Here is a 13688-nt window from a genome sequence, read left to right as displayed (position 1 = left end):
TTATGCAAACTATATGCCATCTATAAAATGAGCTGGATAATTATAGCCATTGTGAGTTGTCCGTTTTTCCCGATCTACAAATACTTGAAAAAAATGAGGTGTTAGCCACATTATGGACTCATGATTTGACAGTTATAAAATCACCGCCAATCATTTGACAATCAAACCAAATGGTTGAAACCATTCAAAAAAATCCTACTCATTAATATCTTGCTGACATTTTGACTTTGCCATCTTTCGACAATTTTCCTGACAATCAATCTCCTCTGAATTCAGACATTGTGAATTGATACAATCTTGGCTTGCGTTGTGGAAACACTGGGTCCTGTCATATTTTTGTGCACCCAAATAATCTTGCGGAATATCGGCTGCATAAAGCGTAAGGGAAAAGAGAAAGCCAAAAACGATTAAAATAGTTTTCATCATCATAATTCCTTTTGATATATCTCTAAATGAATTATAGTCTTAAATATTGGAAATAATGAAACAACACATACAATGCACAGCAAAACCAAAATATTCACCAATTTTAGCCGTGCCCACTTTAGCCAGTCGTTCTGCTTACGTCCAGATAGCGAAGAACAACTTGTTGAATACCTTTCTTATAATCATCAGAACAACATTCTCGTACGTGGTTCAGGACTATGTTACAACGACAGTTGTTTTAATACGGATGGTTTTATTATTGATAGCGAACGTCTGAATCATTTTATCGATTTTAACCCTGAAACGGGCATTGTAATGTGCCAGGGGGGCGTGCCGCTTAAAGATTTATTTTTAGTGCATCCCGATTTTATTCCTCCTGTTCTCCCTGGCACTGTCCATGCTACAGTCGCAGGTGGAATTGCTCATGATGTCCATGGTAAAAATAATCATCACGAGGGTAGTTTTGGACATCATCTCATTGAATTCGATTTATTGATCGGAAGTAAGAAAGTTCATTGCAGCCGTAAAGAAAATAGCGATTTATTTCATGCCACCATTGCCGGATTTGGCCTTACAGGAATTATTACCCGGGCGGCACTCCGTCTAAAAAAGGCTCCTCGTTTTGTGCAAACCACACATAAACAATTTGAATCGCTGCAAACACTTGTGGAATGTATGGGAACAGAGGGTATTCATCATGATTATCAAGTCGCCTGGCTTGATCTTCTTCACCCCATTCCCCGTGCTATTTTTTCTGTGGCAGATTATTGTGAACCGTTCAAGGATAAAAAATTAAAGATTCACACGGTACCTAAAACTCCATTTTCTTTAATCAAGCCGTGGGGTATCAAATTATTTAATCAGTATTTTTTTAATCATAAAAAAGGGCAAGAAAAACTAGCTCTTGAGCAATTTAATAATCCACTAGATAAACTCCTGCATTGGAACCGACTTTATGGTCCCAAAGGATTAGTTCAATTTCAGGCAGTTTTTAATACAGAGCATGCCTCAGAAATTTTAGATCGATTAGTTCAATTGATGCGGCTTCATAAAGCCACACCCACTCTTGCGGTACTCAAGTTGTTTACCCAATCAGGAGAAGGTTTGCTTTCCTTTTGCAAACCTGGATTTACCTTAGCGGTGGATTTTATTCATGATCTACACGCGAAACAGGCAATTTATGCAATGAATCAATTAATCAGTGAACTTAATGGTCGAGTGTATCTAGCTAAAGATTTCCTTTTAACCGAAGACCAGTTTAAGACGATGTATGATCAACATGAGCAATTCTCTCAAACTCTTGAACGTCATGCATGCCCTATGAACTCTGACATGGCACTACGGTTAGGAATTAAAAAATGATACCAAGGACTTGGGTTATACTAGGTGCAACTTCAATCATTGCGGAAAAATTGGCTCACATTGCTGCCCAATCAGGACACCCATTAATTCTTGTAGGACGTCAGCCAAATCAGCTCCAACTCATTGCAAATGATATCAAACTTCGATATCACGTGAGCTGTGATGTACTTGTTTTGGATTTGGTCGAGCAAGTTAATGATCTGGTCGAGTTTTTTAAAAATAATCAGCACGAACTCGATTTATTGATCGCACACAGTGACTTCACCGATAACGATCATTTGAATATCGAAACAATTTCTCACCTCATCAAAGTAAATATTTTGGCTACTACTTTGTTGATCCACACCTACTTAAATCGTCAGCAAAAAGAATATAATTTATTGTTTTTAAGTTCTGTTGCTGCATGTCGTGGACGCGCCAAAAACAGTCTTTATGGAGCAAGTAAAGCATGTATTGAAGTTTATCTGCAAGGGCTGCAACAAGCAGCTCAAAGTAATTTAAACATCACCATTGCTCGCTTGGGTTTTATTGACACCAAACAAACCTATGGCATGCCAGGAATTTTTTATGCAGCCCCACCAAACTCTTGTGCAAAAGCCTGTTGGAACGCACTGCGAACTAGGAAAAGATTATTTTATTATCCTTTTTTTTGGCGCTTTATTATGGCAATTATTACCCGATTGCCATTCTTTCTTTATAAGAAAATGGGAAAGATGTGATACCCGCTTAATTCCCCAAGTACGTTACGCCCAGTGCATTATTCTCTAAAATTTTTGACGCATACCACTCGTTTACTTCATAATTTTAATCATGGGTAATATTGTTTTTATGAGCCCAAAAAATTGTAAAATATAGATAACCAAAATAATAAGAACTAGCACATTCAGTAAGCTTTTAATTGAAGGCGGCATAGGTATAAACATATCTATCAGCCATAAAACCACCCCGAAGACAACAATTATAGCAATTAAATTCAAGAGCTCGTTCATAACTGTCCTTATTTATTATGATTTTCTGTTTTAAATTATAGCAGATTTACAAAGACTTAGGAGTTTGATACTGGAGACAGGGATAATGAAGGACAAGATTACAGAAAATTATTCGTTTTTTACATTTTTTTCTTTCAACAGATCGCGAATTTCAATTAATAATCTTTCTTCTCTAGTGAGTTTTTCTTTCTTTTCTTCTTTTTTTCTTAATAAGGAAAGTGCTTTAATTGCGATAAAAATTGAAAATGAAATGATAGTAAAGTCAATTACTGCCTGAAAAAACTCACCCCACTTTACAATTGCATCTCCTACAGTAAACGTTTTCTTTGCGACATTCACTCCACCTAATAATAAACCAATTAATGGCATAAGAATGCCGCTAACTAATGAACTAATGATTTTGCCAAATGCCGCCCCGATAACAACAGCCACTGAAAGATCAATTACATTTCCTTTGATCGCAAATTCTTTGAATTCTTTTATAAATCTCATGTCATTTCCTTATGCAATGATTATTCTACAAATAGTAGCCGGGAGAAGAAAATCCAGGCTACACAAATACCATTTATGAATGACGCACCATCTCCCTAATTTCCTCTATCTTTTTCTCCAAATCAGCCGGGACCTCTCCTCCTCCTTGAGCCATATCATCTCGACCGCCACCTTTTCCACAGAGATGTCTTACCAATGTAGCTGCAGTGGGAGCTTTCCCTAAAATGCTCTTGCTTACACCGGCAATTACATTCATTTTGTTTTGATCCACTGTAAATAAAACGATTACAGCTGAATCAAGTCTAGATTTTAATTGATCCAGGGTAGTTCGCATGGTTTGGCTGTCAACACCCTCCAATTGTTTAACCAGCAAACTAATTCCATTGATTTGTTCTACTTCATTAGCCAGATCTGCCCCTGACTTTTGTGCTTTTTCACTTTGCAGTTTGGCAATTTCTTTTTCTAAACTTTTACTTTCGGCAATAAGTTGCTCTAATTTATCCGGTAAGTTATTCGGGGTGGTTTTTAATAATGAAGCCAACTCACTTAAAAGTGATTGTTGTTCATTAACCCAGCCTAACGCATAACGACCTGTTACCATTTCGATACGTCGTACCCCACTTGCAATTCCGTATTCAGCAACAATTTTAAACAACCCAATATCACCTGTTCGTCGTGCATGGGTTCCGCCACAAAGTTCTTTAGAAAACTCACCCATAGATAATACACGCACCTCATCGGTATATTTTTCTCCAAAAAGAGCGACTGCACCACTTTTTTTGGCAGATTCAATATCCATAACCCGGGTAACTACTTCGTTATTGGCTCGAATTTGATTGTTAACTAATATTTCAATTTCTTTTATTTGTTCTGTAGTCAATGATTCAAAATGGGAAAAGTCAAAACGGGCGCGTTCAGCATCAACCAAGGATCCCTTTTGTTGGACTTGTGGTCCGACTACTGTTTTTAATGCAGCATGCAATAAATGAGTTGCTGTATGATTTAAACGGATTGCTTCTCTACGCTCGTTATCTATTTCAGCTCTCACCAATTGATCTAAAGTTGCAGAACCTTCCACAACTTCACCATAATGCACTATGGCTAAACCTTTTTTTTGTGTATCATCCACACGAAACCGTAAACCTGTACTTGTTAATATTCCCTTATCCCCTACTTGCCCACCACTTTCTGCATAAAAAGGTGTATGATCTAAAACTATAGCTCCTTTTGCACCTTTGCTTAAGACTTCGACTTCATTTCCATCACGAAGCAATGCAATAATTTTTGCTTCGGTCTCTTTTTGCTCATACCCATGAAAATTGGATTGATAATCCAATTGGGCATTGTTGCTATAATCCACGCTGAACTGACTTGCTGCTTGAGATTGCTCTCTTTGCTGTTGCATCAATTGATTGAAACCATCCATATCTACATAGAGGCCTTGTTCTCGAGCTATATCCGCAGTTAAATCCACTGGAAATCCGTAGGTATCATATAGTTTAAATGCGATTTCCCCTGATATTTCGTGCCCTCCAAGAGAATGCATCTGGTCTTGCAGCAGACGTAACCCCTGATCAAGGGTGCGGGCAAACTGATTTTCTTCTTGGCTAAGAATTTTTTCTATATGCGCTTTAGCTTTTATCAATTCCGGGTATGCATCACCCATTACCGTAATTAAAGGATCTACTAATTGTGAAAAGAATGGTGTCGGTAAACCTAACTTATTCCCGTGCCTTATAGCCCTTCTTATTATTCTTCTTAGCACATAGCCTCGTCCCTCATTTCCAGGGATTACTCCATCAGCAATTAAAAATGCACAAGAACGAATATGGTCAGCAATTACTTTCAAAGAAGTGTGATTTAGATCGGTAACAGATCCAAGTTTCGCTGTTGCTTGAATCAAATACTGGAATATATCCGTTTCATAATTACTATGTACGCCTTGAACAACTGCAGCAAGGCGTTCAAGTCCCATTCCTGTATCCACAGAGGGTTTGGGTAATGGATGCAGATTTCCATCTTTATCCCTATTAAATTGCATGAACACCAGGTTCCAGATTTCAATATATCGATCCCCATCCTCATCCGGGCTGCCTGGAGGACCTCCTGGAATTTCAGGGCCATGATCATAAAAAATTTCAGTGCATGGACCACAAGGACCTGTATCCCCCATAGACCAAAAATTATCCTTTTCACCACAACGAGAGAAACGTGCAGCCGAAACATTCATTTCTTTTAACCAAATATCTTCTGCTTCCTGATCTTCTTTATAAACAGTTACCCACAACCGCTCTTCGGGCAAATGCAGCACTTGAGTTAAAAATTCCCAAGCAAATTTTATTGCTTCTCTCTTGAAATAATCACCGAAACTAAAATTACCCAACATTTCAAAAAATGTATGGTGTCTTGCTGTATATCCTACATTTTCCAAATCATTATGTTTACCACCTGCACGAACACAGCGCTGTGCCGTAACCGCTCGCTGATACGAGCGTGTTTCAAGTCCCAAAAATAAATCCTTAAATTGCACCATCCCCGCATTAGTAAACAATAAAGTCGGATCATTAGCAGGAATTAAGGAGCTGGATTCCACGAGTTGATGACCACGTTGTGTGAAATAATCAAAAAATGCTTCTCTAATTTCAGAACTTTTCATTTCGAATCAACACCAATTTGAGTTAATTTTAATTTCGGTCGTACTAGGCAAATGCGCAGCACAATCACTACACATCGCCCAGGCTACAAGCACCTAGGCTACGATTTCATTTTTATTTTTTTAATTCTTTTTTCACTTGAGCAATGGTATCCATACCAAATCCACGGTAAAGCAAAAAACGCTGATGTTTTTGAAGTTCATCAAACGATAAATCACATTGACCTTTAGTTTTTTTCTGCCATACATCTAAAGCATAAGTCAGCCAATTATCTTCTTCCTGCTGTAAGAATTGATGAATTAATTCCTTATCAATCCCTTTACTACTCAATTCCTGGCTTATTTTTAAAGGTCCATAACCTTGACGTATTCGTAAGCGACAACATAGTTCTACAAAGCGTCGATCACTTTGTATATCCAAGCGTTGGCATTCATCCAATGCTTTTTTTGCTTCTATCGCACTATATCCTTTTTGCTTTAATTTATCACAAAGCTCTAAGGCACTGTGCTCGCGCCTGGACAACAGACGCACAGCACAATCAAATGCTTTAGTCATCAACGGCCTCAAATTCTTCCGCACTAGCTGACGCAAGCATAGGGAGTTTTTTCTCTAAAAGCTCCGTACGAATTTGATGTTCAAGAGTTGCTGCAATTTGAGGATTCTCTTTTAAGTATAAGCGAACATTATCTTTCCCCTGGCCAATTTTCTCACCTTTATAGCTGTACCAAGCTCCAGATTTTTCAATCAGATTGAGTTGGACACCTAAGTTGATAATTTCACTTTCACGAGAAATACCTTCGTTATACAGTATATCAAATTCGGTCATCTTAAATGGCGGAGCCACTTTATTCTTAACCACTTTAACTCGTGTTTCACTACCCAAGATTTCCTCGCCTTTTTTAATTGATCCAATACGACGAATATCCAGGCGAACAGAAGCGTAGAATTTTAATGCATTACCTCCAGTGGTGGTTTCGGGACTACCAAACATTACGCCAATTTTCATACGAATCTGGTTAATAAAAATGACCAGCGTATTGGAACGTTTAATATTAGCAGTCAATTTCCGTAACGCTTGGGACATGAGTCGAGCTTGTAAACCCACATGTGAATCTCCCATTTCTCCTTCAATTTCTGCTTTCGGGGTTAAGGCAGCAACAGAGTCCACAATAATGACATCAACTGCAGCGGAACGTACCAGCATATCGGTAATTTCTAAAGCTTGCTCCCCGGTATCAGGTTGAGAGACCAATAGCTCATCCACATTTACACCCAGTTTTTGCGCATAGCTTGGGTCCAAAGCGTGTTCTGCGTCAATAAATGCGGCAGTGCCTCCTATTTTTTGACATTCGGCAATAACTTGTAATGTTAAAGTGGTTTTACCAGAAGACTCTGGGCCATAAATTTCAACGATACGTCCTTTGGGCAAACCGCCAATTCCCAATGCAATGTCTAATCCTAAAGACCCTGTTGAAATGGCCTCTATATCTCGAGAGACAGTACTGTCACCCATACGCATCACTGATCCCTTGCCAAACTGACGTTCAATTTGCGAGAGGGCTGCGGATAATGCTTTTTGTTTATTTTCTTCCATAATAGTTCCAGATAGTTAGATGCAAGGGTAAAATTATCACACAGATAGGAATAAGCAGCAATTGATTCACCCTATTTAAGGAGTTTTTTGCCTCAAACTCAAATGAAGTAAAAATAAACTAATGCATTCAGGCCAAAAACCAACGCGCCACTGAAAAATCGACAGACATTGAACAAATGTTAATCATTTGGTAAAATTTCAGAACATATTTTTTTGAGGTTGAGATCATGCAAAGTAAAAGCGAGGAACTGAGTTCTAAGGTAGCAGCGAATTCATTATATGCAGCACGCCTAGCAATAAATATTTCTAATGCAGCCAAACATATATTTTTTCCGATACCCGAGGAAGCTAATGTACCCTTTAAAGATCGTATGCAAGTTCAATTTGAACAAAAAGCACTCCCAATAGCTGAAGATTTGACCTCCATAACCATAGGAAAATAAATAAATGCACTAGAGGTTTTAACTAGAGTAAATATCAAATTTACATAGATCGGAATTACTATGGGCTAAGATATTCCTGTCTAGATTACCTTATCGTCGTAATATTTATCGGTTTTTGATATAAGAAAGAATACCAGATAACGCCTCTTCGCATGCAGCCAAACGTATATCGTGCCGACTTCCAGTGAATTGCTTTCTTAATATTTTGGGTTTCATGTCCCTAGCTACCCAACCAAAACACACCGTTCCTACAGGTTTCTCAGAGCTGCCCCCATCAGGTCCAGCAATACCCGTAACCGATACAGCTACATGCCCTACACTATGTTGTAATGCACCAGTCGCCATCGCCAGGGCAACAGGTTCACTGACCGCACCGTATTCTTCAATTAATTGCTTAGGCACTGAAAGTAACTCTTCTTTCGCGAGATTGCTGTACGTAACAAATCCACGCTCAAACCAGACTGAACTTCCAGGAACTTCAGTGAGATAACTTGCAATAAGCCCGCCAGTACATGATTCAGCCGTAACTAATTGCCAATTCATTTTTTTAAGAATTGCTGATATTTGTTTGATAAGTTTCTCAAAAGAACTCATGACAGGTCGAAATTTTCCTGGGTTACGGCCTAAGCCTTCACCCAGGTTAAAGATTTTACTGGTTTTGAGTTTGATTTCCACCAGCAGGTTGTTGTGCTGGAGCTGGTTGTTGTTGTGTTGTAGTAGTTTCAGTAGTAGTGGTAGCAGTAGGTTGTTTGTTACTTGACTCACCACATGCAGTTAGCGTTAACGCTAAAAAACCAGTTGCAGCAATTAAAGCGATACGATTCATTTAATTTCTCCCTATAAGTTTAATATTTTTTTTAAATCCCTTTAGATTCTAGCAAATAAATTTGACTTCAACCATGACCTATTGATATTTCAGTAAAAAAGTATGCCATATCTTATTCAGATATTCAAAAAATTAACAACCCACTTAGCAAATACCCTGTCATCACAGTGTTGCTGCAGCGATTTTAATCCCTGCGCAGCTACTTCTTGGCTTAAATTATTTTTGCGAAGTTCAATTAAGGCCCGGGAATAACTTTTGCTGTATTCAGGGTGACCTTGTACAGTAAGTAGGTTGTCGCGAATCTGCACCATGTAAAATGGACAAAAGTCACTCGCTGCCAAAACCTCTGCTCCCTCCGGAAGGAGTACCACTTGATCCTGATGGCTAACGATTAGATTTAAAATTCCGAGAGATGGCGACATCCATGGCTTGAGTTGCGTAATTTTATTTACGGACACTCCAATACCCCACCCTTGATGAGCTTTTATAACCTTTCCTCCTAATGCCTTTGCAATAAGTTGATGACCAAAACAAATCCCTATGATTTTTTTCCTTGCCGCATGAAGGCATCGAACAAATTCTTCAAGCGCTCTAATCCAAGATAAATCCTCATTAACGCCATGGCGACTTCCAGTAATAATATAAGCATCCACGACATCCATATTGCTAGGTAATTCACCAAAACGAACATCAAAAACAGTGAACTTTAAATTGGGTTCTTCTACTTGTAGGAGCTGGATATACATTTCAAGATAGGTTCCATGTACAGCAATTAACCTTGAGTCTACTTGGTCACATTGCAATATTCCAATTTTCATGGCAGTCCTTAAGGTGCTTCTGCCAATCGCTTCATTATTGTCTGTGAAGGATGGGGATAATTGCCGCGGATTGCTGCCAACAGAATGCGTTCATATTGTTCTGTATCGAAGAGAATTGGATTGCTCTGGGCAGAAGGATCTTCTGTTGCCATTTTTGCAATACGTTTCACTTGTTGTTCATCAATACCAATTTCAATTAAACAGTGCTCGATACCTAACTCACGTCGCAACTGAATTATCCACTCAAGAAATCCATCAAACCCACTTTCTATTTCTAAATAGGTTGCTAACCTACTTATCTTATATTCAATTTCAGATCGATTCGCGAGTAGCACATACGGCATGAGAATGGCATTTAATCGTCCGTGATGTGCGTCATAAATTGCTCCCAAAGGATGAGCAAGTGCATGCATAGCCCCTAACCCACGTTGAAAAGCCGTTGCCCCCATGGAAGAAGCTACGAGCATTTGAGTCCGCGAATTGATATCAGTACTATTTTGCATTACTCGGGGTAAATGTTCTTTTATTAGACGAATCCCTTCCAGAGCAATTCCTTCGGCAAGCGGATGATAACTAGGAGCACAATAAGCTTCCAAACAGTGAGACAGTGCATCCATGCCAGTTGCTGCCGTAATGTTCGGTGGTAAAGCAACGGTCAACCCCGGATCTAAAATAACCATAACTGGCATCATTTTTGGATGAAAAATAATCTTTTTGCGTTGCTCTTGGGTATCGGTAATTACCGAAGCACGTCCCACCTCTGAACCAGTACCTGCTGTAGTGGGTACAGCGATTATGGGCGCTACGCCTGCAGCATTCACCCGACGCCAATTATCTCCTACGTCTTCAAAATCCCACAGTGGACGATCTTGTCCAACCATCAAGGCAATGGCTTTACCGGCATCAAGCGCAGAGCCTCCACCCAAAGCAATAATCCCATCATGGTCCCCCTTTTGATAAGCATCTACACCGGCCATAACATGTTCTCCCGATGGATTGGCTTTAACATCGGCAAATAAAGAACAAAATAACCCCGCATCTTGGCAATGTGCCAAGATGGACTCAACCACCGGCAATTTTGCGAAATTACTATCGGTGACTAGGAGAGGCGCATTCATTTCTAAGGTATGACATACTTCGACAAGTTCACGAATACGTCCTGCTCCTACCTTTATCGAAGTAGGATAATTCCAATTAGCCGTCAGTGAGGTACTCATTATGATAGATTCCTTTCTAAATTAACCGTTTTTAAATGATACGATTTGGGTCTAGTCAATACGTCATATCCTATAGAAGAAAGCGTACACCCACGCCCAGAATTTTTAATTCCAGTCCAAGCTAAGGCAGGATCTAAATAATCACAACGGTTGATAAAAAATGTTCCTGTATGAAGTTGTTCACCAAGAGCCACTCCTTGGGGTATATCTTGAGTAAAAACAGCAGCGGTTAATCCATACTGGCTGTCATTCATCAATGTAATCGCTTCTTCATCATTATCAACAGCCATGATACCGACCCCTGGCCCAAAAGTCTCTTCTGTCATTATCCGCATGTTGTGGTTTACTTGCGTTAAAATTTGGGGCGCCATATAAGCAGTTCCAGGTTGATCCATCACAAAATCTCGACTATCAATATGTGCTATAGCCCCTTGCGCCAATGCTTCGTGAATCTGTGCCCGCACAAAAGCGACAGAAGAAGGACGAACAAGGGGTCCCAAGGTTGTTTCCGGATCATCGGGGCGCCCAAGTTTATATTGTTTAACCAAGGCTACTGCCTTATTAACAAATTGTTCGTAAATACTCTTGTGAACGTAAATACGTTCAATACCGCAACAGGATTGACCGGAGTTAAAGAAGGCCCCATCCATCAGTATATCTACGGCATTATCAATATCCGCATCACAACGAACATAAGCGGGATCTTTCCCTCCAAGTTCCAAGCCAATGCTCAAAAAACGCCCGGCGGTTACTCGTTCAATCATTGTCCCACCCGCAACCGAACCGGTAAAAGCGACATTGTTTATTGACGAATCACGCAAAATTTTTTCAGTATCTGAATGAGTCAGATGTAAATACTGAAACACTCCTCGAGGAAGATTTGCTTCTCTAAAAGCTTGATCAAATCGCTCCGCTACAAGTGGTGTTTGCGCTGAATGTTTGAGTAAGACCACATTTCCAGCCATTATAGCTGGGATGATGGCATTGACGGCAGTGAGGTAAGGATAGTTCCAAGGAGCAATAACAAATGTAAGCCCTAATGGTTCACGTTTGATGTAACGAATAAAGCCCGTTTTTTCAGGTAATGAGATAGGCCCAAGTGCATCGCGTGCAGCAGCGATCATATAACGAGCTCGCTCCTCAAAACCATTTATTTCCCCAGCAGCATAACGAATTGGTCTCCCCATTTGCCAACAAATTTCTTTCGCTATCTCATCCTTTTTAGCTACCAAAGCCTCTACTGCTGCAATACAGTAACTCTCGCGTTCGGATAAGGTAGTGGCTGCCCATTGTTTTTTTGCACTTAATGCGCTATCCAAAGCAAATTGAATCTCATTGTCTTTGGCAAATGCACGCTCTACATATAGAGAATTATCTATAGGCGAATAGGTTTTCAAAGTGTCGTTCATAATCGAGCAAACCCTGGTTAAATAATTTCAAAATAACGATCCAATTCCCAATCTGTAATATGACGACGAAATTCGCGCTCTTCCCATTCACGAGAACCGGCAAAATGTTCAACAAATGAATCGCCAAATAAAGAACGAGCGGCCTTTGACTCTCTAAGACGAGTCGCTGCTTCCCAAAGAGTTCGTGGTAAAGCAAGCTCAACTTCGTGTTGTTGTGTATAAGAATTCCCTTTAATTTCAGGATAGGGTTCTAGTTTTTGCTCAATTCCATACAAACCAGAGCCCAAAGCAGCAGCCAGAGCTAAATATGGATTCGAATCTGCAGAACCCAAACGATATTCAACTCGTTGGGATGTGTCACTTCCGGGTATAACTCGTAGAGCCGTGGTACGATTTTCTACACCCCAGGTTGCATCAGTTGGAGCCCAGAATCCTGGAACCAAGCGAGAGAAACTGTTCACAGTGGGTGAAACCATTGCCAAGAACTCGGGCATGAGTCTCTGTTGGCCTGCGACAAAATGCCGTTGAATTTCACTCATATTATAAGGCATAGATGGTTCATAAAATGCACTAGCTCCCTCCTCTTTATGACGTAAAGAAAGATGAATATGCCCGCTTTGACCAGGATAATGCGGCGACCATTTAGCCATAAAAGTTGCCATCATATTGTTGCGCTGCGCTAAAATCTTCATAAACGTTTTAAACAAGGCAGCCTTATCCCCGGCTTCAATGGCCTTATCTACAGCAATCGCTGCTTCGATCACCCCAGGCCCTGTTTCCGCATGCAAACCCTCAATAGGGAAATCCATAATCTCACTCATATTAAGGATTTGATGATATAAATCCGCATGAACGGTATTGCGAATCATAGAATAACCAAAGAAATCAGGTGTTATAGGTTTTAAATTGCGGAAACTTTTAGAACGCACACTGTCAGGTGTTTCATCAAACATAAAGAATTCATATTCTAATGCTGCATAGACGGCAAACCCCATTGAATCCGCTTTATTAACAACCCGACGCAGCAACGCTCGAGGACATATGGTTTCAGCCTCTCCAGCAAATTCAGCCATAAATAACAACTGATTTTCTTCAAAAACGAGATCGCGACACGTTTCGGGAAGAATACGCACTAAAGTATCAGGGTAACCCGTGTGCCAACCGGTATATTTTCCATTATCGTAAAGTTTATCTTTAGAGTCCCACCCCAAGATCACATCACAAAAAGAAAAACCATTATCCAGAGCCGAGAAGAACTTTTTACGGCTCATGTACTTTCCAAGCATTACCCCATCGATATCAAATAAACCAACTTTGACGTGGGTTAGATTACGCTCCTCAACAATTTTTCTTGCTGCTTCAACGGTCTTTACATCCTTTGGATTTAACATAGCATTTCCTTTGCCTGTTCATGATGAATCGTTAAATTAGTCTATTTGATAATATCCAGATTCTGTT

The 13688-nt window shown here is 39.8% G+C and carries 15 protein-coding genes; 3 read left to right on the top strand and 12 right to left on the bottom strand.

What is annotated here, in order from left to right; genetic code table 11:
* Positions 1–195: 195 nt before the first annotated feature.
* The gene (locus HBNCFIEN_RS06580) at positions 196–429 is read right to left on the bottom strand and encodes a hypothetical protein (RefSeq protein ID WP_255464382.1); all 234 of its coding nucleotides are present in this window, start codon (positions 427–429) and stop codon (positions 196–198) included.
* Between the two features lie 69 nt (positions 430–498).
* Between HBNCFIEN_RS06580 and HBNCFIEN_RS06575 the strand changes: the two genes are divergently transcribed.
* Positions 499–1788: an FAD-binding oxidoreductase gene (locus HBNCFIEN_RS06575; RefSeq protein ID WP_182393264.1), complete on the top strand. Its 1290-nt coding sequence runs from the start codon at positions 499–501 to the stop codon at positions 1786–1788.
* A complete protein-coding gene (locus HBNCFIEN_RS06570; protein ID WP_182393263.1) occupies positions 1785–2507 on the top strand; it encodes an SDR family NAD(P)-dependent oxidoreductase in 723 nt (240 codons plus the stop codon). The genes HBNCFIEN_RS06575 and HBNCFIEN_RS06570 overlap by 4 nt, the downstream gene beginning before the upstream one ends.
* A gap of 72 nt (positions 2508–2579) precedes the next feature.
* Here the strand turns inward: HBNCFIEN_RS06570 and HBNCFIEN_RS17695 are convergent, their stop codons facing one another.
* From HBNCFIEN_RS17695 to recA, 5 genes are all read right to left on the bottom strand, one after another.
* Positions 2580–2777 (bottom strand): Thivi_2564 family membrane protein, encoded by a 198-nt coding sequence (locus HBNCFIEN_RS17695; protein WP_255464381.1) that lies wholly within the window; start codon positions 2775–2777, stop codon positions 2580–2582.
* Positions 2778–2885: 108 nt separating this feature from the next.
* Positions 2886–3269, bottom strand: a complete 384-nt coding sequence (gene mscL, locus HBNCFIEN_RS06565) for a large conductance mechanosensitive channel protein MscL (RefSeq protein ID WP_182393262.1) — start codon at positions 3267–3269, stop codon at positions 2886–2888.
* 73 nt (positions 3270–3342) lie between these two features.
* A complete protein-coding gene (gene alaS / locus HBNCFIEN_RS06560) occupies positions 3343–5925 on the bottom strand; it encodes an alanine--tRNA ligase (RefSeq protein ID WP_182393261.1) in 2583 nt (860 codons plus the stop codon).
* 112 nt (positions 5926–6037) lie between these two features.
* Positions 6038–6478: a recombination regulator RecX gene (gene recX / locus HBNCFIEN_RS06555; RefSeq protein ID WP_182393260.1), complete on the bottom strand. Its 441-nt coding sequence runs from the start codon at positions 6476–6478 to the stop codon at positions 6038–6040.
* Positions 6471–7517, bottom strand: coding sequence for a recombinase RecA (gene recA, locus HBNCFIEN_RS06550; RefSeq protein WP_182393259.1), 1047 nt, complete (start codon positions 7515–7517; stop codon positions 6471–6473). The genes recX and recA overlap by 8 nt, the downstream gene beginning before the upstream one ends.
* Positions 7518–7744: 227 nt before the next feature.
* Here recA and HBNCFIEN_RS06545 point away from each other — a divergent pair, with 227 nt between their 5' ends.
* On the top strand, positions 7745–7960 hold the full coding sequence (locus HBNCFIEN_RS06545) for a hypothetical protein (protein ID WP_182393258.1): 216 nt from the start codon (positions 7745–7747) through the stop codon (positions 7958–7960).
* A gap of 105 nt (positions 7961–8065) precedes the next feature.
* Here HBNCFIEN_RS06545 and HBNCFIEN_RS06540 read toward each other — a convergent pair whose 3' ends face one another.
* From HBNCFIEN_RS06540 to HBNCFIEN_RS06515, 6 genes are all read right to left on the bottom strand, one after another.
* A complete protein-coding gene (locus HBNCFIEN_RS06540; protein WP_182393257.1) occupies positions 8066–8554 on the bottom strand; it encodes a CinA family protein in 489 nt (162 codons plus the stop codon).
* Between the two features lie 55 nt (positions 8555–8609).
* On the bottom strand, positions 8610–8786 hold the full coding sequence (locus HBNCFIEN_RS06535; protein ID WP_182393256.1) for a hypothetical protein: 177 nt from the start codon (positions 8784–8786) through the stop codon (positions 8610–8612).
* Positions 8787–8902: 116 nt separating this feature from the next.
* Positions 8903–9604 carry a GMP synthase gene (locus HBNCFIEN_RS06530; protein ID WP_182393255.1) on the bottom strand — a complete coding sequence of 234 codons (702 nt, stop codon included), beginning with the start codon at positions 9602–9604 and terminating at the stop codon, positions 8903–8905.
* Between the two features lie 8 nt (positions 9605–9612).
* Positions 9613–10821, bottom strand: coding sequence for an iron-containing alcohol dehydrogenase (locus HBNCFIEN_RS06525; protein WP_370530111.1), 1209 nt, complete (start codon positions 10819–10821; stop codon positions 9613–9615).
* The gene (locus HBNCFIEN_RS06520; protein ID WP_182393254.1) at positions 10821–12230 is read right to left on the bottom strand and encodes an aldehyde dehydrogenase family protein; all 1410 of its coding nucleotides are present in this window, start codon (positions 12228–12230) and stop codon (positions 10821–10823) included. The genes HBNCFIEN_RS06525 and HBNCFIEN_RS06520 overlap by 1 nt, the downstream gene beginning before the upstream one ends.
* A 17-nt stretch (positions 12231–12247) precedes the next feature.
* A complete protein-coding gene (locus tag HBNCFIEN_RS06515; RefSeq protein ID WP_182393253.1) occupies positions 12248–13621 on the bottom strand; it encodes a glutamine synthetase family protein in 1374 nt (457 codons plus the stop codon).
* Positions 13622–13688: the final 67 nt, after the last annotated feature.

The organism is Legionella sp. PC997 (assembly GCF_014109825.1).
GTDB lineage: Bacteria > Pseudomonadota > Gammaproteobacteria > Legionellales > Legionellaceae > Legionella.
This window is presented reverse-complemented; position numbering and strand designations above follow the sequence as displayed.

Excerpts from the sequence above, each read along its gene's own strand:
- HBNCFIEN_RS17695 (WP_255464381.1), bottom strand. The coding sequence starts at position 2,777 with ATGAACGAGCTCTTGAATTTAATTGCTATAATTGTTGTCTTCGGGGTG.
- HBNCFIEN_RS06530 (WP_182393255.1), bottom strand. The coding sequence starts at position 9,604 with ATGAAAATTGGAATATTGCAATGTGACCAAGTAGACTCAAGGTTAATT.
- mscL (WP_182393262.1), bottom strand. The coding sequence starts at position 3,269 with ATGAGATTTATAAAAGAATTCAAAGAATTTGCGATCAAAGGAAATGTA.
- HBNCFIEN_RS06575 (WP_182393264.1), top strand. The coding sequence starts at position 499 with ATGCACAGCAAAACCAAAATATTCACCAATTTTAGCCGTGCCCACTTT.
- HBNCFIEN_RS06515 (WP_182393253.1), bottom strand. The coding sequence starts at position 13,621 with ATGTTAAATCCAAAGGATGTAAAGACCGTTGAAGCAGCAAGAAAAATT.
- alaS (WP_182393261.1), bottom strand. The coding sequence starts at position 5,925 with ATGAAAAGTTCTGAAATTAGAGAAGCATTTTTTGATTATTTCACACAA.
- HBNCFIEN_RS06525 (WP_370530111.1), bottom strand. The coding sequence starts at position 10,821 with ATGAGTACCTCACTGACGGCTAATTGGAATTATCCTACTTCGATAAAG.
- HBNCFIEN_RS06520 (WP_182393254.1), bottom strand. The coding sequence starts at position 12,230 with ATGAACGACACTTTGAAAACCTATTCGCCTATAGATAATTCTCTATAT.
- HBNCFIEN_RS06535 (WP_182393256.1), bottom strand. The coding sequence starts at position 8,786 with ATGAATCGTATCGCTTTAATTGCTGCAACTGGTTTTTTAGCGTTAACG.
- HBNCFIEN_RS06545 (WP_182393258.1), top strand. The coding sequence starts at position 7,745 with ATGCAAAGTAAAAGCGAGGAACTGAGTTCTAAGGTAGCAGCGAATTCA.
- HBNCFIEN_RS06540 (WP_182393257.1), bottom strand. The coding sequence starts at position 8,554 with ATGAGTTCTTTTGAGAAACTTATCAAACAAATATCAGCAATTCTTAAA.
- recX (WP_182393260.1), bottom strand. The coding sequence starts at position 6,478 with ATGACTAAAGCATTTGATTGTGCTGTGCGTCTGTTGTCCAGGCGCGAG.
- HBNCFIEN_RS06580 (WP_255464382.1), bottom strand. The coding sequence starts at position 429 with ATGATGATGAAAACTATTTTAATCGTTTTTGGCTTTCTCTTTTCCCTT.
- recA (WP_182393259.1), bottom strand. The coding sequence starts at position 7,517 with ATGGAAGAAAATAAACAAAAAGCATTATCCGCAGCCCTCTCGCAAATT.
- HBNCFIEN_RS06570 (WP_182393263.1), top strand. The coding sequence starts at position 1,785 with ATGATACCAAGGACTTGGGTTATACTAGGTGCAACTTCAATCATTGCG.